Below are 26,369 nucleotides of genomic sequence, written 5' to 3'. Positions count from 1 at the left end.
GGTAAAGAATGGACGTTTGATCCGGCTTGATTCTTCAGCGATCAGAAGCGAGGTGACATCATGAAGCAATGGATAAAAACGGTGGGCACCGGCAAAGTCGGTTCACGCCACCTGACTTATGATGAAGCGGTTGCGGCGGCCCATGCTATCGCCCGTGGAGAGTCGACCGATGCGCAGACGGCGGCGTTTTTGATGGCTATGCGAATGAAGGGCGAGGACGATGAAGAGATGATGGGCTTCATTGATGTGTTTCGCAAATATTCTCTTCCTTACCGGTCCTTCTCGGATTCTTTGAACTGTGCGGGACCGTATGACGGGCGCAATTATTTTCCGATAACGATTCCGGTCAGCCTGCTGATGGCCTCGGTCGGCTTCCGGCAGGTGCTGCACGGAAGCAATTCGCTGCCTCCAAAGCTAGGTCAGTCGATTAAGGAGCTGTTGGAAGGCCTCGGCGTCCAGATCGAGATGGAAGCTCAGGAGTGGGAATCGATATTTTCCGCATTGAATATCGGTTTCATCTGGACGGATCTGATCTGTCCGCCGTTCGGCCGCATTCGCCATGTCAGAGAGCAGATGGGCTTGAGAACCTTTTTGAATACGGTTGAGAAGGTTATCAATCCTGTCCATTCGCAAAATATCATCATCGGAGTCAATCACAAGACCGCCATGACGCATTTGATTCAGCTGCTGCCGAAGTCCGGCTTCGAGACGGCCTACATCGTTCAGGGGATTGAAGGCTCAGAGGATTTGCCGCTGTACAAAACAAGCTCGATTCGCAAAGTAACGCCTTGGGGGGACGAATCCAACAGCGTCGATCCCGCGACGTTCGGCTTCCATGGTGAGCCGCTTGAGAAGTGCGAAAAAGACGAGCAGCTGAAGCTTCTCGTCAGAGTCATTCAAGGCGACGATTCCGAGGATATCCGCAATGAACGGGAGCACGTCATTTTCAATACCGGTCTGAGGCTGTACTGGTTTGATAAGGTAGGCAGCTATGAAGAAGGCTTCCAGCTTGCCCGGTCGCTGCTGCAGCGCAAGGAAGCGCTGAAAATACTGGATCGATGGCGGGAGCTCAGCAATAAGAGCACCTTCAAGCAGCACCGGCAGGCTAATTGATACACAAACCAAAAAGGAAAAAAGAGGTTGTCCGAATCCAGATGCTCCTGCTGGCTTCAGACGGCCTCTTTCTTTTGGGTTACAACTTCATCGGATCCACCATGATGGTCCAATGAACCGTTGGTATGTTACGCTCTTTGGAGCCGGCTATTCCCACCCATATATGATCGGCCGGACCGCTCGCAAAATAGTGCTCCAGAAGCTTATGATAAATGAACGGAATATCGCGCTGCAGCACTTGCTCCCGGGGGATCCAGTGCAATGTGCCTTCTTCGGTTTGCAGAACGTCTCTGCGTAAAGTATGGGCCGTATAAATGTACTGCTGGCGAATCTCCAATTGGTTCTGCCTGATGAGAATGTATTGCAGGCGCAAATCGGTGATGTCCGTTTCCCGAAGGCCGGTCTCCTCGAAAACCTCCCTCAGACAAGCCTGCTGCGGGTCGTTTAGTTCCTCAGGCTCCAGATGTCCGCCGACAGCGGCCCACATCCCCGGATTCAGCGTTCGCGTAGGGGATCGTTTCATCATCAACAGGTCATTCTCGTTGAATAACATGGCGGTAGCCATAAGTCGCGTGCGGATCAAATGCAAATCTCTCCTTTTGCAGGGCATTATAAATACAGGACTTCCCTCTCAAACCATATCATGAAACGGGACGGCCGACGGCGAACAGATGTGGAGACTTTATGAAAACGGGACATCCCTTCATAAAAGCTTTGAAAAAGCCTATTGCCGTATGCGGCCATTTTCGATATAATGTCCACTATGAAGAAACAATCGTCTTTTTGGAGAGGACTGTTATCGTGCTGGATAAAAAAGAGGCTGATACCCGGCCGGACGGCAGCGAACGGTATTATCTGGTGAGGGAAGATATTTTGCCCGAAGCGCTGGTCAAGACCGTGCATGCCAAGGAGCTGCTTGCCCGGGGAGAAGTGAAGACGATTCACGAAGCGGTCGAGCAGGTGGAGCTTAGCCGCAGCGCTTTTTACAAGTATAAGGACGGCATCTTTCCACTCAGCAAGCTGGAGCGGGAGAGGATCGTGACGATCTCGATGGATCTGGAGCACCGTTCGGGTATATTATCCCGCGTGCTTGCTATGATAGCCGGGCTGGAAGGGAACGTACTGACCATTCACCAGACCATTCCGCTGCAGGGAGTCGCGAATGTCGTCATTTCCGTCGAGACGTCGTTGATGATCGAGACGGTCGTAACGATGCTGGAGCGATTGAGGAATCAGGATGGGGTCAGCAGAGCCGTTCTGGTAGGACAAGGGTAGTCTTAACAGCAGTTTATTCCATTTTGCACATGTTCATGCACATTGAGTGCGATCAGATAAAGGAGGAGCTTGAGTATGAAATCAATCAAGGTAGGTTTACTTGGATTAGGAACGGTGGGTACAGGTGTGGTCCGCATCGTGGAAGGGCATCAGCAGGACTTGTCAAGTCAGACGGGCGCGACTATTGAGATTGCCAAGATTGTGGTGCAGGATAAAAACAAGCCCCGCAGCATTGCCATTCATCCGGATAAGCTGACGGAAAATCCTTGGGATGTTCTAGATGATCCGGAAATCAATATCGTCGTCGAAGTGATGGGCGGGATCGATCTGGCGAAGCAATATATATTGGAAGCTTTGGAGAAAGGCAAGCATATCGTCACGGCGAACAAAGATTTGATGGCGCTGCACGGTCAGGAGATTATGGCCAAAGCGTCCGAGAAGGGCTGCGACGTATTCTACGAGGCGAGCGTGGCGGGCGGCATTCCGATCATCCGCACTTTGATCGAAGGCTTCTCTTCGGACCGCATTACGAAAATTATGGGGATCGTCAACGGGACGACCAACTATATATTGACGAAAATGAGCCAGGAAGGCGCCGCGTATGCGGACGTGCTTAAGGAAGCCCAACAGCTCGGCTATGCTGAAGCGGATCCGACATCCGACGTGGAAGGCTTCGATGCCGCCCGCAAAATGACGATTCTCGGAACGCTCGGCTTCCATGCGAATGTCGCTCTGAGCGATGTGGAAGTGCGCGGCATCAGCCAAGTATCCAAGGAAGATATCGCCTACGGCAAGCGTCTCGGCTACGAAGTGAAGCTGCTCGGTATTGCAGAGCGCCAGGACGATCATATCAGCATCAGCGTCCAGCCTACGATGGTGAAGCATTCCCATCCGCTCGCATCGGTCAACGGCGTGTTCAACGCAGTTTACGTCTACGGGGAAGCGGTAGGGGAAACGATGTTCTACGGACCGGGAGCGGGAGAAATGCCGACGGCCACATCGATCGTAGCGGATCTCGTTGCCGTCGTGCGTAACCTGAAGCTCGGCATCAACGGCCAGCGCGGCTTTACTCCATATAAAGAGAAGAAGCTGAAGACCGATGAGCAAATCGCCTCCAAAAACTTTATCTTGCTTCATGTAGAAGATAAAGCGGGCGTGCTGGCGCAAATTACGCAAGTGTTCGCCGAGCATGAGGTGAGCCTGGAGTCCGTTCTTCAGCATCCGAACCAGGCGAATCCGAAGGCGGAAATTATCATTATCACACATGATGCCAATAAGGCCGCTATGAATAAAGTGCTTAAGCAGTTTGAATCGATGGATGTCGTGCATGCGATCAAGAGCGTGTACCGTGTCGAAGGCTAACGCGCCGGCTCCATATGCAGCCGGTACGACAGCGGCAGCTGCACAGCAATACCGGATCGATTGATAAAGCTCGAAGGGTAAGGGACGATGTATGAATAGCAGCAATAACAAAGTACGCGTCAAGGTACCGGCCAGCACGGCCAACCTGGGCCCCGGCTTCGATACGCTGGGGATGGCGCTTGACCTCTATGCTTGGATTGAAATGAGCTTGGCGGAAGAAACGCGGATTCATTTGATCGGGGATCAAATGAACGGCATTCCAACGGACAAGTCGAACCTGATCTATAAAGTCGCGCAGATGGTGTTCGAGAAAGCCGGGGTTCATCACCCGGAACTGGAAATTTCCATGTACAGCGACATTCCGCTCACGCGCGGGCTCGGCAGCAGCGCGTCGGCCATCGTGGGCGCCCTGGCGGCCGCGAATGCACTCATCGGCTGCCCGCTGTCCGATGATGCGCTCTTCCAGATGGCGACGGCGCTGGAGCACCACCCCGACAATGTCGGGGCGGCGTTGTTCGGCGGCCTCGTCGTCGCCTTCTGGGACGGCCAGCGCGCGGAGTATATCCGCGTCGAGCCTGACGACAGGCTGGAAGTGCTGGTGGCGATCCCCCACTTCCAGCTGTCGACGGAGAAAGCGCGGCATGTGCTGCCGCGCGAGCAGAGCCTGTCGAATGCCGTGTTCAACGTCGGGCATTCGTCCGTGCTCGTAGCCGCCTTCTGCACGGGGCGGCTCGACATGATTGCCAGCGCGATGAAGGACGCGCTGCATCAGCCTTACCGGGCCGCGCTCGTGCCGGGCCTGGCCAAGATTTTGGCCGAGGCGACGGATCACGGCGCCCTCGGCGTGGCATTGAGCGGCGCGGGGCCGACGATGCTCGCGCTCGTGGACAAGAACAGCTCCCGCAAGGCGGAGCTGGAGCAGTTTCTGCTCGGCACGCTGAAGGACGAGCAGATCGAAGCCACGCTCATGTGGCTTAAGCCGGATCGCGGCGGCGTACAGGTGTTGACACACTTTGATGAACAGTGTACATTATTCGAAAACATCAAAGGAGATGTCCGCGCATGAAGCGTATTGCGCTATTAGGTCCGGGCACGTTCACCTCGGAATCGGCGATTCACTATTTGGGCGAGAGCGCCTTTGAATACGTGAACTGCAAGCTGATTGACGACGTGTTCATGTCTACAGTCAACGGCCAAACCGATTATAGTGTCATTCCAATCGAGAATACGTTCGACGGCTCCGTAAGCCTCCATCTGGACTGGCTGGTCCATGAAGTGGACCTGCCTATGCAGGCCGAATGGGTGTATCCGATCTCGATCAATTTGCTTAGTACGGAAAGCTTGGGGCCGTCTCTTGAAGCCGGCTGCAGCAGGCTCAAGAAGATCGTCTCCCACGGCGTTACGTTGACGCAATGCCGTCAGTTTCTTCGTAAATATTTGCCGCATGTCGAGCTGGAGCAGGTAGGCAGCAACGGCGAGGCCGCCCGGATGGTGAAAGAGCTGGGAAGCCCTGAGGTTGCCGCTCTATCTCCAGCGGGCGCAGGCGCTCTGTATGGCCTGAACACCTGGGCGCAAGGCGTTCAGGACCACCATAACAACTATACCCGCTTCGTTCTCGTCGGTCCGGAACCGATCCGGCTGAGCGGCCACGATGCCGCTATGACCAAGACGACGATAACCGTGACGCTGCCCGACGATTATCCGGGCGGATTGCATCAGCTGTTGTCCGCGTTCGCCTGGAGGCGCATCAACTTGTCCAAGATCGAGTCGAGGCCAACGAAGAAGAAGCTCGGTACTTATTTCTTTTATATCGATATTGAAGCTTCCATGGATTCCGTTCTGCTGCCCGCCGCCCTTCAAGAGATTGAAGCGATCGGATGCCAGGTGAGAATCATGGGCAGCTACCCGACGTACGCTTACGAACCAGTGAAATCGGGTACATTCGAATAACTTGCATCGCAGATGCATATTTATGAGCAGGAAGAACCGCCGTCTCCAAGAACGGCCCGGTGATTTCCTGCTTTTTTGCTTTTGCCGGGTTCTGTTATGTTTTTTTCCCGGGTTCATGGTCAAATGCCCACTATCCTGCATAAACTGTATTGTCATTTTGTTTTGGCACGTGTGGCGTTGAAGCAGCACCCGTCAGCAGCGGATTTAGAGCTTCTTGGGCAGTATCGTGCTATGCGAAAGCGAGCGGTCTTCTCCATGTGACCTTTACCGGTTGCAGAAAGGAGGGCGGTTCAAAGAAAATGCTGAGGAGGTTTATGCAGTGAAAATCCATATGGTCAAGAAAGGCGAGTCGCTCTACCAAATCGCGCAAAAATACCACGTTGATCTGGATAAGTTGATCGAAATGAACCCGCAAATCGCCGACCCGAATGTTATTGATGTGGGCATGAAGGTGAAAATCCCGAATGCTCCCAAACCGGTGGAGCCCCCAACGGACTATCTTTACAAACATACCGTAGTACAAGGTGATACGCTGTGGAAGCTGTCCAAAGCATGGAACATCCCGTTAAATGATTTGATCGCAGCCAACCCGCAGCTGAAAAATCCGAACGTGCTGATGACGGGCGATATTGTCTACATTCCAAAATCGCATTCGCATCATCAAGGCGGACACCATATGAATCCGGGTCAACATGGCAAAAAGAGCACGGCGCCGATCCAAGAGGTACCGACTCCGCTTCCAGCTCCCGTACCGGAAATGCCTGAGCCTAATGTCGAGATGCCGGTAATGCCGAACGTAAACCAGCAGCCGTCCGTTCCCGAAATTCAGAGCATCCCAGAACAGCCGATGCCGGTAATGCCGAACGTAAATCAACAGCCGTTCGTTCCTGAAATTCAAAGCATTCCGCAGCAGCCGATGCCTGTTATGCCGAACGTGAATCAGCAGCCTTTCGTCCCTGAGATTCAAAGCATCCCTCAGATGCCGGCTATGCCCAATGTAAACCAGCAGCCGTATACTCCCGAAATTCAGAGCATTCCTCAGATGCCGGCCATGCCGAATATGAACCAGCAGCCGTATACTCCCGAAATTCAAAGCATTCCTCAAATGCCGGCTATGCCGAATATGAATGAGCATCCGTTTGTTTCCGAAGCTCAGAGCATGCCCCAAATGCCGCAAATGCCTATGATGCCAACAATGCCAACAATGCCAACAACGCCAACAATGCCAACAATGCCAACAACGCCAACAATGCCAACAATGCCGAATATGAACCAACAGCCGTTCATGCCATACTCGGCGGAGCACGAAGCGCATCCTTTCAGTGCAATGCCTTTCGGCGATAATGTATTCGGAGCCGGCCAGGAAGCTTCTCCTAACATGCCGTTTGGCCAGCAGCCATCGGCCAATCTGTTCGAGCAGTTCCAGGTTCCTGCAGCCGAGGTTATGTCCTTCGACCATCAGCCGATGAGCATGTGGCCGCAGAACGAGCCGGAAATGCCGCATATGGCTCAAATGCCTATGGCTTCTCATATGCCGTATCAGAACTTTGCCCCGGTAACTCCATATCCGATTCATCACGCTGGAGGCTGCGGCTGCGGCGGCTATGTATCGCCTGCTCAAGTATCGCCAGCTCACGATCACGGCAAGCCATTTCCGTATGCTCAGCAGATGGAAAGCCCGTTTATGGCTCAGGCGGCTCAACAGCCTTACATGCCAATGTCTATGCCTATGTCTATGCCGTACTCGAACGTGCCATATCCAACTGCCGTAGGTCCTGCAGGCGAAGAGCCTTGTTATCCATATGGCTATGATCCAAGGCTGTTCGGAGCAGCTTATCCGGGTCCGGTATACCCTATGTACGGGCATCCGATGTCTCCATATGGCGATCCTTATGCCGGAATTCATGATGCAGGGCAAGAGAACTCGTTCCGTGATCTGGAGCAGGATCAGCAGGAAAATGGCGATTTGACGGCCGGCGTTTCGCAAAAAACGGAAAAACCCGCAAAACGAGTCAGTAAAAAAAAACGCTCTTCCGCTGAAGTAGCCCTCAACCGGTTGATTCAAAGTCAGCGCCGCGCACGCACCGGCTCGTTGAAGCCGAAAGCGAAAAGAAGTCCGTGGATTAACGTTTAAACCCAGTTCCTTGGTTATGGTAGACCTAAGCCGGAAGCGTCCCGTTTCCGGTTTTTTTGTTTTTGACCTTTGGATGAACCGAACGGAGACAAGCATTGTTGAGAATATGAATTTAAGCCTATTACACCTGAATAATCGCTATATTCTTCCAATTGTGAGGTGTGATACATTGATGGAAAGGAGGTGATAAAGCGTTTTCATTTTGAGGGAAGGTATGAAAAATGAATAAAGGATGGTGGCGAATGATGTTGATCCGCAACAAAATGATGGGTATTGCGATGGTTATTTGCATGCTGGCAACCCTGCTGCCCGGGGTTGGATTCGCGGCAGACGCGAAGTTCAATCTGACGTCCTCGGCCGTAAGCGCCAGCGCCGACGACGGGAACGTGCCGGGCAACACGGTGGACGGCGATTTGAACACCCGTTGGTCCGCCAGCGGAGACGGCCAATGGATCAAGTATGATCTGGGCTCGAACAAAAAGGTTTCCTTCATCAAAATAGCATTTTTGAACAGCACCGCAAGAACATCCTCCTTCGATATTCAAACCTCCGTAGACAATACCAATTTCTCAACGGTGCAATCCAATGTAACAAGCGCTTTGGTTGACGGACTGCAGACGTTTGATTTCCCTGATGTGGATCCTGCACGCTATGTCCGTATTGTAGGCCATGGCAATTCTCTCAACGCCTGGAACAGCTATACCGAGGTGGAAATCTTCGGGGATGCTTCCTCTGGAGGCAGCGGAGGGACGATCGTCAATGTGTCTACCGCATCCGCCTTGACCTCCGCGATAAATGCAGCCACTCCGGGCACGACGATCGTGCTTGCCAACGGGACTTATAACGGGCCGTTCAATATTACGTCCAAAAACGGCACGGCAGCCAGTCCCATCGTGATCAAAGCGGCAAATCAGGGCTCGGCTACGATCGCAGGCACCGGCGGCTTTAAACTGAGCGATTCCTCTTACATTACGATCCAGGGCATGAAATTTACGAACAGCGGAACGGCTATTTCTCTTGCATCCACAGATCATGTCCGCATTACCCGAAACAAGCTGGTGCTTGCAACGAATACGGCCGCAACAAAATGGATCGTGCTCAATGGCTCGGGAAGCAACTACAACCAAATAGACCGTAATGAATTCGGTCCGAGAACCGATCTGGGGCAAATGATTTCGATCGACGGATCGGGAGGTCAGGTCGCGCAGTATAACACGATCGAATATAACTACTTCCATGACGCCGCAGCACAAACGTCCAATGGCGGAGAGACGATCCGGGTCGGCTTATCCGGCTTGTCCATGTCCGACGGCTTCAATGTGATCCAGTACAATCTGTTCGTCAATCTGCACAGCGATCCCGAGGTTATTTCGGTGAAGAGCAAGAGCAACGACGTCCGCTACAATACGTTCCGGAACAACAAAGCGACCGTAACGGCAAGACACGGGCACAATGACAACTTCTACGGTAACTTCTTCTTTGGCGACGGTACGACTTCCGGCATCGGCGGCTTCCGCATTTACGGCAACGATCACAAAATTTACAACAACTACTTCGAAAACTTAACCACCGCAGCTATCAACATTGACGGCGGAGATTTCGATGCCGGCCCGAACGGTGCGAATTACACGAGTGCGGATTTGACCGCTCATTGGAGAGCGTACCGCGTTCAGGTAACTAACAATACCGTCGTCAACAGCACTGGAACCAGCATTGCTACCGGAACCAGCTACACCTACGCGCCGGTAGACACCAAGATCGCCAACAATATTGCGAAGAGTTCCAGCGGGGTTTTGTTCAACGAATACAAAACCTCCAACACCGTGTACCAAGGGAACATCGGCTTCGGCTCGACCATCAGCAACGTGTCCAGAACATCGTCTGAAATCCGAAATGTCGATCCGCTGCTTGCTGCATCGAACGGACTGCAAAAGCTGACCTCCTCCAGCCCGGCTATCGACGCTGCGGTAGGAACGTTCTCGTTCGTCACGGACGATATGGACGGTCAGACCAGATCGGTGAAGGATGTAGGGGCGGATGAATATTCGACTTCCACCATCAACCGCAAGCCTTTAACCACAGAGGATGTAGGTCCTAACGCTCCATAGTCAGTTCACTTTGTGATCGGAAAGCCCGTGTCGGCAAGCTTTATCGGCTGATACGGGTTTTTTTCGTCCCCCAGCTAGTATTGGGTCCCATCTTATGAGACGGCAGAGTCGCAATTTCTTCGGGGCACGCTCGTTTTCGATTGGACCCGGTTCGGCCAATTGGCTGCCCCAATAGGCTGCGGTATAATCCTGAACAACCATGGGAAAAATAGTAAAACAACTATTGATTTCAAAGGGGATTCGGGGGGATACTTCTTGGGTTTGCTAAAAAAAATTAAAAAGAAGCTGCGCTGGAAGCGCCGTTGGTTAACGTTGGCGGTGCTTTTACTGCTTGCAGGAATAAGCTCGGTCACAATCGTTCTATTGCAAAACCATCCGATATCGTCCAAATGGGACGGAGAGCCGTTGGATCAGTCCGTGCTGGGCAGAAATTTAGCCGTATCGTCGCAGCCGGAGCAGGAAGTGCAGGCGATGATCGGGAAGCTGGACGGAGCACGGCAAGCTTTTGTCAAGAAAGCTTATGTATGCGGGGAAGAGCTGCAGCTGCTGGGAACGATGACGTCGTCGCAAATGATGCAGTATCACAAGGAGCATCCGGCTCTGACCGTTGTTCTTGGTGAGGGCGGAGACGTGTATTTTACGGAGCAGGTGGACGACTTGTCGCCGCAATGCAAGAACAATGCGTATTTCGGCCTCGACGCCAAAGGAAATCTGTCCTTGTTCGAGGGAGTGCCGGAAGGAAATCAGGTGATCCGGACCTTTTTCCAATTGAACATTGAGTTTCTGGAAAGCAGCCTGCCTAAGGAAACGGTGAAGCAGCTGTACCGGGGCATTCCGGTCAGCAATTTAGAGGAATACAACAGCGTGCTGTCTACGTTCGCCGATTTTGCGGTGGAAGAAGCGAGTAAACGATGACTTTGAAAACGGAATAAAAGGTATGGCAGCAAGGCGGCTTCGCTCGTATAAGAGCGGGGTCGTCTTTTGTTTTTCAAAGTACTTGAGTCTTTTAGGGCGTGTTCAGGGAGGGCAATATCTGCTATAATGGCAGGTGAACACATATGTTCGGGTTTTGTTTAAGATGGGAGAGTGCGGTAGGTTGCGGATTATGGGGATTGACCCGGGGATTGCGATTGTCGGCTTCGGGTTTATTGATAAGCAAGGCTCCAAGCTAGTGCCGGTGCAGTACGGCAGCATTCAGACAGAGGCGCACACGGACGGAGCGTTAAGGCTGAAGATGGTCTATGACGCTACGGTGCAGCTGATCGAGAAATACAAGCCCGATGCGGTTGCTATTGAAAAGCTGTTTTTTAACCGCAATGTGACGACCGCCTTCACGGTAGGTCAGGCAAGAGGCGTTATGATGCTGGCTGCGGTTCAACGGGAGATCGCCATTGCGGAATATACGCCGCTTCAGGTGAAGCAGGCCGTGGTTGGCTATGGGAAAGCGGAGAAGAAGCAGGTGCAGGAAATGGTGCGGATGTTTTTAAACCTTTCGGCTGTTCCGAAGCCCGACGATGTGGCGGATGCGCTCGCTGTGGCGATTTGCCATGCTCATTCCTCGACGCTATTACAAAAAATGAACGAGGTAACGAAGCGATGATCGATTATTTACGGGGAAGCATTGTACATAGAGAAACCGAATATGTGGTCATGGACGTCCGAGGGGTAGGCTACCGCGTGTTTTGCGCCAACCCTTTCTCGGTGCAAATCAAGGAGGATGAGGAGACGACCCTCTACATCCATTACCACGTGCGCGAGGATGCGCATTTATTGTTCGGCTTTACGACAAGAGAAGAGCAGTCACTGTTCCGGCTGCTGCTGGAGGTTAACGGAATCGGGCCTAAAGTGGCGATCGGCGTTCTGGCCGGAGGCAAGCCGGAGGTTATCGCAGCATCGATACAGCAGGAGAACATCAGCTTCCTGACGAAGCTGCCGGGGATCGGCCGCAAGACGGCGCAGCGGATGATTCTTGATTTGAAGGATAAGCTCGGCGCGATCCCTTCCAGCGTGGACTCCTTGTCCTCGTTTACAGGGCAAGCGGATTTGTTTACACCGGCGCAGGGCGGAGGCTCCGCTTGGAACGAAGCCAAGGCGGCGCTGATGTCCCTCGGCTATACCGAGGCGGAGGCAGACCGTGCCGGTCAGGCGATCAAGCCGAAGCTTCAAGGCGTAGAGACGGTCGATGCCGTAATGAAGCTGGCGCTGCAGGCGCTGTATCAGCAGTCGATGAGATAGGCTGTATGGGCTTACGCTTACGGCAATACTCAACATTCTGAGGAGGACCACCATGGAAGATCGGATCATATCCGCCAACCTGATGATGGAAGATCAGGTTATGGAGCTGAGCTTGCGTCCCAGATATTTGGCGGAATATATCGGACAGACACAAGCGAAGGAAAATTTGAAAATTTACATAGAAGCCGCCAAAATGCGCAAGGAAGCGCTCGATCACGTGCTCTTGTACGGACCGCCGGGACTTGGTAAGACGACGCTGTCGAACATCATTGCCAACGAGCTGGGCGTTAACCTGCGGACAACCTCCGGTCCAGCGATAGAGCGTCCCGGAGATTTGGCCGCCATTTTGACGAATTTGCAGGAAGGCGACGTCTTGTTTATCGATGAAATCCACCGGCTCCACCGTACGGTCGAAGAGGTGCTGTATCCCGCTATGGAGGATTATGCGCTGGACATCATCATCGGCAAGGGGCCGAGCGCGCGCTCCGTCCGGCTCGATCTTCCCAAATTCACCCTGGTAGGCGCTACTACGCGCGCCGGGCTGCTATCGGCACCGCTGCGCGACCGGTTCGGGGTCGTAAGCCGGCTGGAATATTATACGGTCGACGAGCTGGCTTATATTGTCAGCCGGACGGCCGACATATTGGGAGTGCACATCGTCGGCGAGGCATCCGAAGAGATCGGCAAGCGTTCGCGGGGAACTCCGCGGATAGCTAACCGTCTGCTGAAGCGCGTGCGAGACTACGCGCAGGTCAAGGGAGACGGGATTATTACGCTCGAGATTGCAAAGCGGGCATTGCTCGGTATTCAGATCGATCATCTCGGCTTGGACGAGATCGACCATAAAATGCTGCGGGGGATCATTCTTAGCTTCCAAGGCGGGCCAGTGGGACTGGATACGATTGCCGCAACGATCGGCGAAGAGAGTCAGACGATTGAGGACGTCTACGAGCCTTATTTGCTGCAAATCGGATTTTTGCAAAGAACTCCCCGGGGGCGCGTGGCAACGCACATGGCGTATCAGCACCTCGGGCTGCCGATACCGAACGGCAACTAGCGGATCGCAGTGAGAGAATAGCGAGCTCATCAACTAGAGAGAGGGGAATGCCGGATATGAGGAGGCTTCGGCTTTCACTTGGCTGCATCCAGCCATTGGTTTTAAGCGTTTGTGTATTCAGTTCCAGCCTGACGGCGGCGGTTTGGCCTGCAGAGCAGGCGTATGCAGCCGTGCCTAAGATGGATAAGATTCGGGTCGCTTTATTTATCGATACGGGCAAATACAGCGTGAACACATCGTTCGCCACGCTGTCATCCGCCAAAGGCTTGGAGTTCAAGCTGGCGGGCGCTCAAGGAGCCGGCAAGACGGCGTTTGCCTTAGCGGACAAAGCTGCTGCCGCCGTTTCGTTGGACGGCTATCGCATATCCTTATGGGAGGGTGTCGATGCTGCACAGGCGAAAGCGATTGCGGACAAGCTGACCGCGGTCAACGAGGATCCGGTTATTTTCCAGCAGGCCGGTACCGTGATGATGTTTCAGGTACAGCTTGGGCCTTATGCATCCAAGGAAGCCGCTGCGGCCGCCATGGCCAAAGTATCCGCAATGCCCGCAGTAAGCGGGCTCTTGAAAGGCTCTACGCCTGCCGTGCACGGACCGCTTCACTTGAATGCGGGCGTCTACGCTACGGAGGCGGAAGCCGCTCAGCAGGCGGCTGCAATTCGTGCGGCCGGGCTGGAGGCCGAGGTCGCGTATATGGACGCGGCGGCCGGCGCTCCCGCTTACGCCGTATTGGTGGCGTCAGCTTCAGATGCTACGGAGCTTGCGACGGCGAAGCAGCAGCTTGCGGCGGTATTGCCGGGGGCCGCGCAGCAGCCTGTCGGGACGACGGCATCGTACGTGTTGAAGCGAGCGCAGCTGGATGCTTCGGGCGGGAGCAATGCCGCGATTCCGCACTTTATGGTCGGCGGCAGCAGCGCCAAACTGACCGTGAGCTCGGGTGAGGCTGCCGAACCGGTTACGGTGAAGGAGCGATCCGAACGGGCTTATCGCGGCGTGCTGGAGGTAACGCAGAGCAACGGCAAGCTTGCCGTTATCAATGAAGTTCCCTTCGAGCAATATGTGGCCTCTGTCATCAGCTCCGAGCTGAACAAGGATTGGCCGCTCGAGGCGCTGAAGGCTCAGGCGGTTGCAGCGCGGACGTACGCTCTGAAGCAGGGGCTTAAATATCAAATCGCCCATGCATCGGATTCCACGGTGGATCAGGCTTATTACGGGGCGGGAGCCGAATTTCCGGCAGCTTTATCGGCTGTCCAAGCCACGGCCGGAGAAGTGCTGGCCGATAAGAACGGGCTGATCTCCCCGTTATTTTATTCCAACGCCGGCGGGAAAACCGCGGAATCGACCGAGGTTTGGGGCAATAAGGTGGATTACCTGAAGAGCGTGCCGAGCCCTGACGACGGTGCGCAAAAGGGCAAGGCGGTATGGTATCGGATCGTGCTTCCTAACGGCAATTCCGGATACATTCATTCTTCCTATGCCCGTGACACGGGGCAAAAGAATGCGGCCGGGTTCCCTTACTATGAGTCGACGGGAACGGGTGTAGCCGTTCGGCCGGCGCCTTATGTAGACAATGCCGCCAATCCTGCCGGTTTCAAGGTCGATATCGGAGACCGGTTCATCGTGTTCGGACAGGAGATTGAGTCGAACGCATACTCCTGGATTCGCGGTCCTTTTGACGGCGATAAATTGAGGGAGAAGATCAATGCCGTATTGGCCAAGCCTATTGCAGGCGCACTCAACCAATTGGAAATATCCAAACGGGGCGAATCCGGCAGAGTTACCGAGATGAAAGCGAACGGGCAAGTGATGAAGCCGGCGAATCCGGACGCTCTGCGTACGGTATTTAACGGGCTGCCGAGCACCCGGTTTGAAATTGAAGAAACAGGAAGGTATACTATACTGGGAGCGGATGGTACATTGCGTACCCAATCTTCCTCATCCTCGCCCGTTACTGTTGCGGCAGGAAGCGAGAAGCCCGCGACGGCGCCTTCCGAGCTTTATATTATGAACGGCGATAGCAAAGCTTGGGTAGCCGATAATGAATCCCGGTTCGTGTTCAGAGGCACAGGCTTCGGCCACGGCTTGGGCATGTCCCAATGGGGTGCGCGAGGCTACGCTGAATTAGGCTATGATTACAAAAAAATATTGCAGACCTACTACGTAGGAGTCTCGATAATCAAGGAATGACGAAAACATGCAGGTAGAATGGTTTGATTACGAATTACCGGAGTCGCTGATCGCACAAACTCCTTTGAAAGACCGGACTTCGTCCAGATTGCTGACGCTGGACAAATCGACCGGAGCGATAGCCCATCAAACGTTTGAGCAATTGATCGAGTATTTGGAAGCCGGGGATGTACTCGTGTTGAACGATACGCGGGTGCTGCCAGCCCGGCTTTTTGGCGTGAAGGCGGACACCGGCGCCAAAGCCGAGGTGCTGCTGCTCAAGCAGCTGGAGGAGGACCGCTGGGAGGCGTTGGTTAAACCCGGCAAGCGCCTCAAGAAGGGCGCAACCATCCTCTTTGGAGAGGAAGGCGGTACGCTTCTTACTGCGACCATTGAAGAAGAAAGCGATATGGGCGGAAGAGTGCTCCGCTTTTCCTACCAGGGTATTTTTACGGAGCTGCTGGACAAGCTGGGCCAAATGCCGCTGCCTCCTTATATTAAGGAGCAGCTCCCGGAGCGCGAGCGTTACCAGACCGTCTATGCGAAGCACGAAGGATCGGCTGCGGCTCCTACGGCGGGGCTTCATTTTACACAGGAGTATTTGAATAGGCTGGAACAAAAAGGTATACAATTAGCCTATATAACCCTTCATGTCGGACTCGGAACATTCCGTCCCGTGGCGGTTGAGGACGTCGAGTCGCACAAAATGCATGAGGAATACTATGAAGTCGGCGAAGAAGCCGCGCAGCTAATCAACGGAGCGAAAGCGAATGGACGCAGAGTCGTTGCTATCGGGACGACATCCGCAAGAACGCTGGAAACCGCTGCCCGGATGAGCGCAGAGCCTGGCAAGCTGCAGCCTTGCAGCGGCTGGACGGATATTTTTATTTTTCCTGGATTTGAATTCCTAATCGTCGATGCGCTGCTTACGAATTTTCATTTGCCGAAGTCGACCTTGCTGATGCTGATCAGCGCGTTGGCCGGCAGAGAGAACGTAATGGCGGCTTATCGGGAGGCTGTGGAGCGGGAATACCGGTTTTTCAGCTTCGGCGATGCGATGTTTATTTATTAATCAGCAGGATAGAAAGAAGTGAATGTCATTGGCAGCAGTAACTTATGAACATATAAAAACATGTAAGCAATCCGGAGCAAGGCTCGGTCGGGTTCATACGCCTCACGGCGTCATCGAGACTCCCGCATTTATGCCGGTAGGTACTCAAGCGACGGTGAAAACGATGGCTCCGGAAGAGCTGAAGCAGATGGATGCTCATATTATTTTGAGCAATACGTACCATTTGTTCTTGCGTCCCGGCCATGAGATTGTGAAGAAGGCCGGCGGGCTTCACCGCTTTATGAATTGGGACCGCCCGATCTTGACGGACAGCGGCGGCTTTCAAGTATTCAGCTTGAGCGAGATGAGAAAAATTACGGAAGAGGGAGTGGCTTTCCGCTCTCACTTGAACGGCGACAAGCTGTTCATCTCTCCCGAGAAATCGATAGAGATTCAGAATGCTCTCGGCTCCGATATTATGATGGCGTTCGACGAGTGCCCTCCGTTCCCCGCAGAGCACAGCTACGCCAAGCAATCGCTCGAGCGGACCACCCGTTGGGCGGAACGCTGCCTGCAGGCGCATGCCCGTCCACAGGATCAAGCGCTATTCGCGATCGTTCAGGGAGGCATGTACGAGGATTTGCGCAAACAGAGCGCTGCCGAGTTGACTTCCATGGATTTCCCGGGGTATGCTATTGGTGGACTCAGCGTAGGCGAGCCGAAGCATTTGATGTATGAGGTATTGAATTATACGGTTCCGATTCTGCCTGCCAATAAGCCGCGCTATTTAATGGGAGTAGGATCGCCGGATGCTCTCGTGGAAGGATCGATCCGCGGAATCGATATGTTCGATTGCGTTCTGCCGACGCGTATAGCTCGCAATGGTACATGCATGACGAGCTCGGGACGCCTTGTAGTCCGGAACGCCAAGTTTGCCGAAGATTTCGGGCCTCTGGATCCGGAATGCTCCTGCTATACTTGCCAAAATTACTCGCGCGCATATATACGGCATTTGATCAAAGCGGACGAAACGTTCGGAATCCGGCTTACGACGTATCATAACCTGCACTTCCTGCTGGAGCTGATGCGTCAAGTGCGGCAAGCGATCCGGGAAGACCGGCTTCTTGATTTCCGTGATGAATTTTTCGAAAAATACGGTATGGATGAAAACGGAAGAGGTTTTTAAACGTATATAACGTATAGTATAAGGAAAGGGGGGAAAAAGGTATGTGGTTAGCGGCAGCCGAACCGGCACAAGCGGCCGGGATTGAAGGATATTTGTATACATACGGTCCATTGGTATTGATGTTTGTAGTATTGTATTTCTTATTGATTCGTCCTCAGCAAAAACGTCAAAAAACCCGCAACATGATGTTGGGCAATTTGAAAAAAGGGGACAAGGTTGTAACGATCGGCGGACTTCACGGAACGATCTTGGAAATTACAGACGATACGGTCATTTTGCGTGTCAATGATGTAACCAAGCTTACGTTCGAGCGCTCTGCTGTCAATGCAGTAACGCCAAGCCCTGCAAGCGAAGACAAGAAGTAAGCAATGGAAAATGCGAGCCTCCTTCACCGGATGGACTCGCATTTTTTTGTTCTGATAATCGTTCATTGATATGTCCTTCGGTATGCTCTCTATTTCTTCATATTAATTCCCAGTATCCCGCCCAGAGCGCCGGAGCCAAAGGTCAGTCCGAGCAAATACAAGGTTTCCACCGATAGGCCTGTATCATAAGCAAGAAATCCTATCATCCACACGATGAGACAATAGAATATCCCCAGCATTCCTCCGTGATACCAGCCTCTTGTACCGCTCCGCTTGCCGGAAACGATGCCCCCGATAAACATAGCCACTCCGTGTACGGACATCGTATAACCGAATAACGATGTTTCCTGCAAATTCGTAGCCATCATCAAAAGAGAGATCAGGAACGTTCCTATCAGCATGAAAATCATGGAGTATAGTAATCCGGATAATAAAGGCGACTGTTTCATGGCCGACCTCCTCCATTTCAACGCTATCTATCATTATTGTATGGGCACGTACATAAAAATAGTACATGTTGTTCTGGACGCCATACAAAGGAATTCAGCAGGATCGTGTCGAATGCGTCGATATCACCTGTCTATTAAATGAATCAACGGAGCAACAGGATACGAATAGAAAGGATGGTAACTTACTTATGGATGTTTCTGCACATGCCCTGTGGCAGGTTGTCGCCGCAGCACTTATTTTTATCGTATGTTTCGGATTGATGATTACAGGACTCTTCAATCGATTGCTGGTCGTCTGGGCCGGCGCATTGCTTATGCTGTTGCTGGGACTCGTCAGCGGGACCGAGGTGGTTCAGACTCATATCGGCTGGCAAACGATATTTCTAATGATAGGGATCATGGTATTGTCCGGCATCACAGGCAAGACGGGATTGTATGAGTACATAACGATACGCTGTGCGCAAAAAACGGGAGGGAGGTACTTCCTGCTGCTCGTGGCTTTGGCCGTTATCGCGGCAGTCGGCTCCGCGGCTCTGGATGCCGTCACGACCATGATGGTGATGATTCCGATGACGATTCGATTGGCCAAACGGTTGAATGCGAATCCGTTCTCCTTGTTGGTTACGGTCATGGCTAGCGGAACGATAGGCGGATCGGCAACGATGATCGGCTCTATCCCGAATATGATGATCGGCTCGTCTCAGGCTGCCGGGCTGACGTTTAACGGGTTTTTGGTTCATGTCGCGCCTCTCTCCGTCCTTTGTTTTGCTGTAATTGTGCTTGTGCTGTATCGGTTGTACGCCAAGGAATGGAAACCGGATCCGGCACACATATCGGAGCTTATGGCTCTCGATGCGTCCTCTTTTCTCAGCAACCGAACCTTGCTTGTCAAAGCTTGCGCAGTGTGGGGATTGACCCTGCTGGGATTCCTATTCCAGCTTCAGCTTCGTATTCCGATAGGATTCATAGCTTTGGCGGGAGCGCTTGTGCTAGTTCTTATTAGCGTCAGAAAGAAAGAGGATCTGGTAGAAATAGGACATTCGGTGGAATGGGGGACGCTGGGGTGGCTGGCAGGCTTGTTCATACTGGTCGGCGGCTTGGCGGATACGGGTATCATGGAAGCAATCGCGCTGAAAGGAATGGAGCTGACCTCGGGAAATCCAATGCTACTAGCGCTGCTGGTTTTATGGGTGTCGGCAATCGGCTCCGCGGTTGTAGATCAAGCGATTGTCGCTGCTTCGTTGATTCCTTTGGTCAAGCAATGGGGGATTCAATTGGAGATAACCACCTACTGGCAGCTGAATCCGGTTTGGTGGTCGTTGTCCATCGGGGCAAGCCTTGGGGGAATGGCGACATGGCTAGGTTCTCAAGCCAGCCTCGTAGCAGCAGGACTAGCTTTGAAGGAAGGGCACGAGCTTTCGTTGAAGCGATATGTGAAGGTAGCCGTTCCCTTGACCCTTCTGGTGCTTCTTATATCAACACTATATATCGTATTGATGTACTTCGATTAAGGATTTCCCAGCAATTCGTAGTTCATCAAACTGCATGACGGCAATGGCTAAAGGTCAAAATACCCATGGAAACGTCCTGACTTCGCTTTGCAAAGCTGATGGGGGGATAGCGAGACCATGGAGATTTTGGCTCTTTTTTTGCGTACCCTGCTTGTCTATTTCATCGTGTTCCTGACGCTCCGGATCATGGGAAAGCGCGAGATCGGCAAGCTGTCGCTGTTTGATCTGGTTATATCGATCATGATTGCGGAAATTGCCGTGTTCGTGCTCGAGGATTTACATAAGCCGCTGCTGGAAGGCATTGTTCCGATGTTCACTTTGGTGCTGGTGCAGCTGTTTATCGCCTACTTGTCCTTGAAAAATGAAAAGCTCCGCCGCGTGTTTGAGGGAAGACCGGCCGTCGTCATCCATAATGGCAAGCTGAACCGGGATGTCATGAAACGGCACAGGTACAATCTGGACGATTTATTGCTGCAGCTAAGGCAAAATAAAGTCGTTGACGTCGCGGATGTCGAATTTGCCATATTGGAGCCCTCGGGCAAGCTGACCGTCGTAGAGAGGGAAGAAAACGAGGCAAAGAAGCCTGCTGCCAAGCAACAGGCTACGATTCGCTATGAAGGACTGCCGTTACCGCTCATCATGGACGGAAAAGTGCAGGATGACAGCTTGGGGAAGCTGGGGAAAACCCGGTTTTGGCTGAAGAATGAGCTGCAATTGAAGGGCGTTCACGATTTTAAAGAGGTGTTCTTCTGTACGATCGATCATCGGGGGAAATGGTTTATCGACCGGAAACGATAATCACTTCAGCCATTTCTTACTTAACCAAACCAAGCGCAGCAGATCGTTGCGGTCGATCAATCTCATCATAACCGCGCTAAGCAAATACAACAGAAGACCCGCCGAACAGGAAACGAAAAAGCGTACGGTTTCATTAGAGAGCCATTCGGTATACATGATAAAGTGGCTAGCGAGCCCCGATACGGCCATGGCCATGCCGACTTTGGCAAAGTCGAGCATTTCCATATGAAACTTGAGAAGCTTGGACACACTGAGCCAATGCAAAATGGTTACGAGCATAATATTCACATTAATCGCCATTACCGCACCGAGAATGCCGAATTCGGGCTTGCTCGCCAGCCAGTAGATAAGCGACAGCTTGACGATCGAGCCGGTCAAGGTGTTCACCAAAGCGCTGCCGGGTCTCTCCAATGCCTGCAGCGTTGCTTGAAGAGGCGCCTGAAAATAAATAAACAAGGCAACGGGCGCCATCATTTTGAGCATTGAGGCGACCTGGCTTTGGCCGTAAAACAACTGGCACAGCGGCTCGGCAAGCACGAACATGATCATCGCGAACGGAGCACCCGTGACCAATGCCAGTCTCAGCGATTGATGAAGGCGGGAGTGAATGGTCTTCATGTCATTTTGCGCAGCTGCTTCCGATAAAGAGGGAACCAGTGACACGGACAACGAATAGGTTAGCGCGCTGGGCAGCATGAGAATAGGCATAACCATCCCTTGGAGCGCTCCGTACTGCGCTGTCGCGAGTTTGGTGGCTACTCCGGCCGAGGCAAGGCTCCTTACGGTGATAATCGACTCGAAGAAATAGGAGCAGGAACCGACCAGCTTGCTGCCGGTAATGGGTGTAGCCAGCTTAAGCAGCTGCTTTAAATGTTCCCAGGGTCCTGCGGTTGCTTCAGCAGCTTTATTACCGGTAAAAGGCACGGTGCGAGAACGGGTGCGGCTTGTACGAAACATAATATACAAAACCAGCAATGCGGATATTTCCCCTACAAGAACGCCTGCCATTGCCCCTGCCGCGGCATACTCGAGGCCGTAAGGAAGCATGAGGTAAGCAAATACAAGAACGGTGACGATTCGGACCAGCGTCTCGATGACCTGCGACAGCGCGGTGGGGATCATATTTTGCCGTCCCTGGAAATAACCGCGATAGACGGAGCCGATGCCGACGATGAGAATGATCGGAGTCATGACAAGAAACGTATAATATACCCGCGAATCGGTAAGCAAATGGGTGGATATCCAGCGCGCGGCAAGCAAGCTGACCAGAGTGAACACGGTGCTAAGGGATATGGACAGAAGAAGCGACAAGCGGAAAATGCGTCGTATCCGGGCTTCGTCTTCCGCTGCCTCGGCTTCTGCAACAAGCTTGGCTACGGCAATGGGAATGCCTCCCGTTATTATCGTCAAAATAACGATAAGAAACGGGTAGCCCATCTGGTACAGCCCAATGCCTTCTGCTCCGATAACGCGCGGAAGCGTAATCCTGGGGATGAAGCCGAGGATGCGGTTGATGATGCCGGCAGCAAGCAAAATGAGCGTGCCTTGGATGAACGATTGTTTGGTCACTTGGATTGTTCTTCCTCCCTTATGGTTTACTTAATGAATATGCTGAACCTGTCCAAGTCAGACATTTTTTCTGAATAGAACGGGCTGCCGGGAAGGAAATAAGCGGACCGCAGCGAATTATTGTATAAACGATGCTGTACTGCAGGAGGATGATGGACGTGGATCAAGACGGGCTTGATAAAAAGCAGCAGCAGGCGGAAGCGTTGACGGAAGCGGAGAAAGCGGAAATGCCCGAGCCGGGGGAGCCTGTAGAGTATCCATATCCGGAGGAAGAAGGGGAAACGTTAGAGGACGATGCGAAGAGCGAGCAGGCTGCGGCAGTCGAGCTTGCTGCAGCGGATCCGGCCGAGACAGATAGGCTGGGAGATCGTCCGGGGGATGATGAATTATTCGAAGACCAGCTTCAGAACGAGGATGAGATCGCTCCTTCCGAGTATGCTGAGCCGCTATCCGATCAAGAGCTGAACGAGATGATAGAGGAGATGTGCAACAGCAAAGCGGATGAATTCCGAATGATCGGGTATGAGCATGTGACGGGCAGGGAAATATGGGAATGTGTCAGCGAAAAGTATCAGAAGACGGGTACTCCGCCGCTGTACAAAGTGGTCAATGATATTTTGTCGCTGAAGGTAACTCAATTCATGAACTGGATGACGATGAGCATCTATAAGACCAACCCTTTCCAATGACGGAAGGGTTGTTTGTTTTCTAAATGCCGTTGTCGATAGTTTGGAAGCATCGTCAAATTGACTCGTTTTTCACACGTAGGTATAATAGGAATATTGAGTATGGAAGGAGAACGTTAACGACATGAAACGGATTATCGCATTTTTGGCAGTCGTGGTCATCAGCTTTGGCTGCATTGCCTTCTTCACTCCGGGATTAGTCCAGAACATTAAACTCGGTTTGGATCTCAAGGGTGGTTTTGAAATATTGTACGTGGCCGAGCCGGTAGAAGCAGGCAAGCCCGTCACGATGGATTCGTTGAAGCAAACCGCTAACAGCCTGATGAAACGGGCCGATAGCCTAGGTATTGCCGAGCCCGAGATTACTACAGAGGGCAAAGACCGTATTCGCGTTCGCCTTGCGGATGTAAAGAACGAAGAAGAAGTCCGCAAAATCATTAAGAAGCCTGCGGATCTGACCTTCCGCGGCCCTGACGGCACGAAAGAAATGCTCGGAAGCGATTTCGTCGAGGGCGGAGCGAAAGTAGGCTTTGACCAGGCAAATCGTCCGATGATCAACATCAAGGTGAAGGACGCAGACAAGTTTAAAAAAGTAACGGAGAAGCTGCTCGGTCAGCCTCTGGCCATTTACTTGGACGAAACTCAATTGTCGGCGCCAATCGTCAACAACGTTATTAGTGACGGAAATGCTAGCATCTCCGGCAATTACACGTTCGATGAAGCTACGAATCTGGCAAATACGATTAACCTCGGTGCGCTTCCGTTGAAGCTTACGGAGAAATATACGCAGGTAGTAGGAGCATCGCTTGGACAGCTGTCTCTGCATCAAACGGTACAAGCCGGCCTGATCGGTGCGATACTGATCCTTGTTTTCATGCTGGCGTTCTACCGTCTGCCAGGTATTGTCGCGGCGATTACGCTGATCACTTATACCTTCTTGCTCCTGGGAGCATTCTGGCTGATGAACGCTACGTTGACACTTCCGGGTATTGCAGCCTTCGTGCTGGGTATCGGTATGGCCGTCGACGCCAACATCATTACTTATGAACGGATCAAGGAAGAAATCCGCAGCGGCAAGAGCCTGCTCTCCTCTTTGAAATCCGGCTCCAAGCATTCGTTCCGCACGATCATGGATGCCAACATTACGAACCTGATCGCCGCCGCCGTTCTTTATTATGTCGGTAACGGAGCCATCCGCGGATTTGCATTGACAACGATTATGAGTATTATTCTGAGCGTACTGACGAACGTATTCCTATCCCGCTGGTACATTCATTTGATCATCAAGAGCAATTTGTTTAAGAAATCTGCTTATTTCGGTGTAAAGGAGTCGGAAATCCGTGGACTATAAAAATCACTTTGACTTCATTAAAAACCGTAATAAGTTTTTTATCGCCTCCATCGCCATCCTGTTGATCGGATTGATCGTGCTGGTTACTATGAACCTGAATTACGGTGTCGATTTTAAAGCAGGGACATCTCTCGATATTAATATGGGACAAGCCGTAACCAAAGAAAAAGTAGAGCAAGCATTCAATAATGCCAAATTGGAGCCGGCCGTCTTGACGATAAGCGGCAATAACGATCATGTCTCGGCACGTTTTGATACGATATTGACCGATGACGAGATCAAGCTGGTCAATGCGAAAATGGTTGAGGCTTTCGGGGACAAGGTGTCCCAGGAAGTCAACACCGTATCTCCCGATATTGCCAAGGAAATGGGATATAAGGGGATGATCGCCGTTGCTATTGCAAGCGTAGCGATTTGTATATATGTAAGCTTCCGCTTTGAATGGCGTTTTGCGTTGGCTGCTATTATTGCAATTTTGCATGACGCATTTATCGTTATTGCTATGTTTGCGATCTTCCGTCTGGAGGTCAGCCTGCCATTCCTTGCCGCGGTATTGACCACCATCGGTTATTCGATCAACGATAAGATCGTTATTTTCGACCGGGTCCGCGAAAACATGCGCTTCTCCCGTCTTAAATCTAGCGAAGACGTTGCCAACATGCTGAATGCAAGTATTTGGCAGACGATGTCGCGGAATATTAATACGGTTATTACCGTTTTAATCGCGGCGCTATGCTTGTTTATTTTCGGAAGTGAATCGATCAAGCTGTTCGCTTTGGCCAAAATCATCGGGTTGACGTCCGGTGCCTATTCCTCCATATGTATCGCAACGCCATTGTGGTATGTGTTGAAGAATAAATCACTAGGTTCTAAAGCAAGAGCAACTGCAGTAAAAGAATAATAGCTGGCCGCGAGACATTCGTTTCCGCGGCCTTTCTATACAATTCACATGAGGAGTTGTCCCATGTCAGATGAGCGGTATCAGAAGGCGCGGTTCGGCGCCTGGATCGGAATAACCGGAAATATGGCGCTGGCCATGGTGACGGGTGCGATCGGCATCCTATCCGGCAGTACGGCGCTTATTGCCGATGCATTTCATTCTGTATCGAATGTGATTCGATCGGCAGCGGTATTCACGGGATTGCGGACAGCCCCGCTTCCTTCGGATAAAGATCATCCGTATGGACATGACAAAGCAGAGTCGATATCGACGATTATCGTACCGGTGCTGCTCCTGGTCGTTGGATTGGAAATCGCCATCTCGTCAGCCAGAGCGATATACAATGGAGTGGATGCTTCACCCAAGCCCATTGCTCTAGTTGCTATAGGCATAGTTATCGTTGTTAAAGAAGCTCTGTTTCAATACAAATATCGTGTAAGTAAGCAGCTTAACAGCCCGGAATTCATGGCCAGCAGCAGGGAGCATCGCTCAGACTTGTATTCATCTCTGGCCGCCTTGGCCGGCATAGTCGGAGCTCTGGCAGGCAATTATCCGGGATATACATATTTGTACTATTTGGATCCTATCGCCGGGTTGTTTGTAGCGGGACTTGTTCTGAGAACGGGATATACGTTAGTTAAGGAATCCATCCGCAACACCATGGATCGTGTGCTGTACGAGGAAGATTCCGCTGAGCTGATCGAGACGGTTCAGGAGATTAAAGGCGTTATTGCCGTTGATGGCTTGAGGGCGCGAGAGCAAGGGCATTATGTTATAGTCGATGTGAAAATTAGCGTGAATCCACGTATAACCGTGCATGAGGGACAGGACATCGCCAAACAGGCGAAGCAGGCATTAATGAAACGGTTTACGCATGTGGCCGATGTTGTTATTCATGTCAATCCGTATGATGCGGGCTATCCGTACAAAAACAATATGGATTCGGATCAGAATGACCTGTCATCCATGCTGCACTGATGATAGAAACTCAGTTCGAAGAAGGCTTTCCCGCGGAAAGCCCAGTAAATGCTTACGAAGTAAGTTTTCCTACGGAAAACTTTTAG

Annotated in this window: 24 protein-coding genes; 21 read left to right on the top strand and 3 right to left on the bottom strand. The window is 52.2% G+C overall.

What is annotated here, in order from left to right:
* The first annotated feature begins 60 nt into the window (after window positions 1–60).
* Window positions 61–1,113, top strand: coding sequence for an anthranilate phosphoribosyltransferase (locus DVH26_RS27180; RefSeq protein ID WP_239627541.1), 1,053 nt, complete (start codon window positions 61–63; stop codon window positions 1,111–1,113).
* A gap of 79 nt (window positions 1,114–1,192) precedes the next feature.
* Here DVH26_RS27180 and DVH26_RS27175 read toward each other — a convergent pair whose 3' ends face one another.
* The gene (locus DVH26_RS27175) at window positions 1,193–1,696 is read right to left on the bottom strand and encodes an NUDIX domain-containing protein (RefSeq protein WP_239627539.1); all 504 of its coding nucleotides are present in this window, start codon (window positions 1,694–1,696) and stop codon (window positions 1,193–1,195) included.
* A gap of 221 nt (window positions 1,697–1,917) precedes the next feature.
* Here DVH26_RS27175 and DVH26_RS27170 point away from each other — a divergent pair, with 221 nt between their 5' ends.
* The 14 genes from DVH26_RS27170 (at window position 1,918) to yajC (ending at window position 18,001) form a co-directional block, all read left to right on the top strand.
* The gene (locus tag DVH26_RS27170) at window positions 1,918–2,388 is read left to right on the top strand and encodes an ACT domain-containing protein (protein ID WP_239635498.1); all 471 of its coding nucleotides are present in this window, start codon (window positions 1,918–1,920) and stop codon (window positions 2,386–2,388) included.
* Window positions 2,389–2,463: 75 nt separating this feature from the next.
* Window positions 2,464–3,750: a homoserine dehydrogenase gene (locus DVH26_RS27165; protein ID WP_239627537.1), complete on the top strand. Its 1,287-nt coding sequence runs from the start codon at window positions 2,464–2,466 to the stop codon at window positions 3,748–3,750.
* A 91-nt stretch (window positions 3,751–3,841) separates the two neighbouring features.
* The gene (thrB, locus tag DVH26_RS27160) at window positions 3,842–4,816 is read left to right on the top strand and encodes a homoserine kinase (RefSeq protein ID WP_239627535.1); all 975 of its coding nucleotides are present in this window, start codon (window positions 3,842–3,844) and stop codon (window positions 4,814–4,816) included.
* Window positions 4,813–5,700, top strand: coding sequence for a prephenate dehydratase (gene pheA, locus DVH26_RS27155; RefSeq protein ID WP_239627533.1), 888 nt, complete (start codon window positions 4,813–4,815; stop codon window positions 5,698–5,700). The genes thrB and pheA overlap by 4 nt, the downstream gene beginning before the upstream one ends.
* A 319-nt stretch (window positions 5,701–6,019) precedes the next feature.
* Window positions 6,020–7,834, top strand: coding sequence for a LysM peptidoglycan-binding domain-containing protein (locus DVH26_RS27150; protein ID WP_239627531.1), 1,815 nt, complete (start codon window positions 6,020–6,022; stop codon window positions 7,832–7,834).
* A 221-nt stretch (window positions 7,835–8,055) separates the two neighbouring features.
* Window positions 8,056–9,942 (top strand): chondroitinase-B domain-containing protein, encoded by a 1,887-nt coding sequence (locus DVH26_RS27145; RefSeq protein WP_239627529.1) that lies wholly within the window; start codon window positions 8,056–8,058, stop codon window positions 9,940–9,942.
* 255 nt (window positions 9,943–10,197) lie between these two features.
* The gene (locus DVH26_RS27140; RefSeq protein ID WP_239627526.1) at window positions 10,198–10,857 is read left to right on the top strand and encodes a BofC C-terminal domain-containing protein; all 660 of its coding nucleotides are present in this window, start codon (window positions 10,198–10,200) and stop codon (window positions 10,855–10,857) included.
* Between the two features lie 181 nt (window positions 10,858–11,038).
* Window positions 11,039–11,542 carry a crossover junction endodeoxyribonuclease RuvC gene (gene ruvC / locus DVH26_RS27135; RefSeq protein WP_239627524.1) on the top strand — a complete coding sequence of 168 codons (504 nt, stop codon included), beginning with the start codon at window positions 11,039–11,041 and terminating at the stop codon, window positions 11,540–11,542.
* Window positions 11,539–12,177 (top strand): Holliday junction branch migration protein RuvA, encoded by a 639-nt coding sequence (gene ruvA / locus DVH26_RS27130; RefSeq protein ID WP_239627521.1) that lies wholly within the window; start codon window positions 11,539–11,541, stop codon window positions 12,175–12,177. Before ruvC ends, ruvA begins: the two co-directional genes overlap by 4 nt.
* A gap of 52 nt (window positions 12,178–12,229) precedes the next feature.
* Complete coding sequence (ruvB, locus tag DVH26_RS27125) at window positions 12,230–13,234, top strand: Holliday junction branch migration DNA helicase RuvB (RefSeq protein WP_239627518.1); 1,005 nt, start codon at window positions 12,230–12,232, stop codon at window positions 13,232–13,234.
* 56 nt (window positions 13,235–13,290) lie between these two features.
* Window positions 13,291–15,420, top strand: a complete 2,130-nt coding sequence (locus DVH26_RS27120) for a SpoIID/LytB domain-containing protein (RefSeq protein ID WP_239627515.1) — start codon at window positions 13,291–13,293, stop codon at window positions 15,418–15,420.
* Between the two features lie 7 nt (window positions 15,421–15,427).
* Window positions 15,428–16,471 carry a tRNA preQ1(34) S-adenosylmethionine ribosyltransferase-isomerase QueA gene (gene queA / locus DVH26_RS27115; protein WP_239627513.1) on the top strand — a complete coding sequence of 348 codons (1,044 nt, stop codon included), beginning with the start codon at window positions 15,428–15,430 and terminating at the stop codon, window positions 16,469–16,471.
* 22 nt (window positions 16,472–16,493) lie between these two features.
* Complete coding sequence (gene tgt / locus DVH26_RS27110) at window positions 16,494–17,636, top strand: tRNA guanosine(34) transglycosylase Tgt (RefSeq protein WP_239627510.1); 1,143 nt, start codon at window positions 16,494–16,496, stop codon at window positions 17,634–17,636.
* A 41-nt stretch (window positions 17,637–17,677) separates the two neighbouring features.
* Window positions 17,678–18,001, top strand: coding sequence for a preprotein translocase subunit YajC (yajC, locus tag DVH26_RS27105; protein WP_239627508.1), 324 nt, complete (start codon window positions 17,678–17,680; stop codon window positions 17,999–18,001).
* Window positions 18,002–18,090: 89 nt separating this feature from the next.
* Here yajC and DVH26_RS27100 read toward each other — a convergent pair whose 3' ends face one another.
* Window positions 18,091–18,450 (bottom strand): TIGR04086 family membrane protein, encoded by a 360-nt coding sequence (locus tag DVH26_RS27100; RefSeq protein ID WP_239627506.1) that lies wholly within the window; start codon window positions 18,448–18,450, stop codon window positions 18,091–18,093.
* A 188-nt stretch (window positions 18,451–18,638) separates the two neighbouring features.
* Here DVH26_RS27100 and DVH26_RS27095 point away from each other — a divergent pair, with 188 nt between their 5' ends.
* Together DVH26_RS27095 and DVH26_RS27090 are read left to right on the top strand one after the other, a co-directional pair.
* The gene (locus tag DVH26_RS27095) at window positions 18,639–19,961 is read left to right on the top strand and encodes an SLC13 family permease (RefSeq protein ID WP_239627503.1); all 1,323 of its coding nucleotides are present in this window, start codon (window positions 18,639–18,641) and stop codon (window positions 19,959–19,961) included.
* Window positions 19,962–20,078: 117 nt separating this feature from the next.
* Window positions 20,079–20,759: a DUF421 domain-containing protein gene (locus DVH26_RS27090; RefSeq protein WP_239627501.1), complete on the top strand. Its 681-nt coding sequence runs from the start codon at window positions 20,079–20,081 to the stop codon at window positions 20,757–20,759.
* Here DVH26_RS27090 and spoVB read toward each other — a convergent pair whose 3' ends face one another.
* Window positions 20,760–22,328: a stage V sporulation protein B gene (gene spoVB / locus DVH26_RS27085; protein ID WP_239627498.1), complete on the bottom strand. Its 1,569-nt coding sequence runs from the start codon at window positions 22,326–22,328 to the stop codon at window positions 20,760–20,762.
* Between the two features lie 158 nt (window positions 22,329–22,486).
* Between spoVB and DVH26_RS37180 the strand changes: the two genes are divergently transcribed.
* The 4 genes from DVH26_RS37180 to DVH26_RS27065 all read left to right on the top strand — a co-directional run bounded on the left by DVH26_RS37180 (window position 22,487) and on the right by DVH26_RS27065 (window position 26,283).
* Window positions 22,487–23,017: a post-transcriptional regulator gene (locus tag DVH26_RS37180; RefSeq protein ID WP_345774015.1), complete on the top strand. Its 531-nt coding sequence runs from the start codon at window positions 22,487–22,489 to the stop codon at window positions 23,015–23,017.
* A 121-nt stretch (window positions 23,018–23,138) separates the two neighbouring features.
* On the top strand, window positions 23,139–24,365 hold the full coding sequence (gene secD, locus DVH26_RS27075; RefSeq protein WP_239627496.1) for a protein translocase subunit SecD: 1,227 nt from the start codon (window positions 23,139–23,141) through the stop codon (window positions 24,363–24,365).
* Entirely contained in the window at window positions 24,355–25,266 is a 912-nt protein-coding gene (secF, locus tag DVH26_RS27070) for a protein translocase subunit SecF (RefSeq protein WP_239627493.1), read from the top strand. Before secD ends, secF begins: the two co-directional genes overlap by 11 nt.
* Before the next feature lie 63 nt (window positions 25,267–25,329).
* Window positions 25,330–26,283 carry a cation diffusion facilitator family transporter gene (locus DVH26_RS27065; protein WP_239627491.1) on the top strand — a complete coding sequence of 318 codons (954 nt, stop codon included), beginning with the start codon at window positions 25,330–25,332 and terminating at the stop codon, window positions 26,281–26,283.
* The last annotated feature ends 86 nt before the right edge of the window (window positions 26,284–26,369 follow it).

This window comes from Paenibacillus sp. H1-7, from assembly GCF_022354825.1.
Taxonomy (GTDB): Bacteria; Bacillota; Bacilli; order Paenibacillales; family NBRC-103111; genus Paenibacillus_S.
This window is presented reverse-complemented; position numbering and strand designations above follow the sequence as displayed.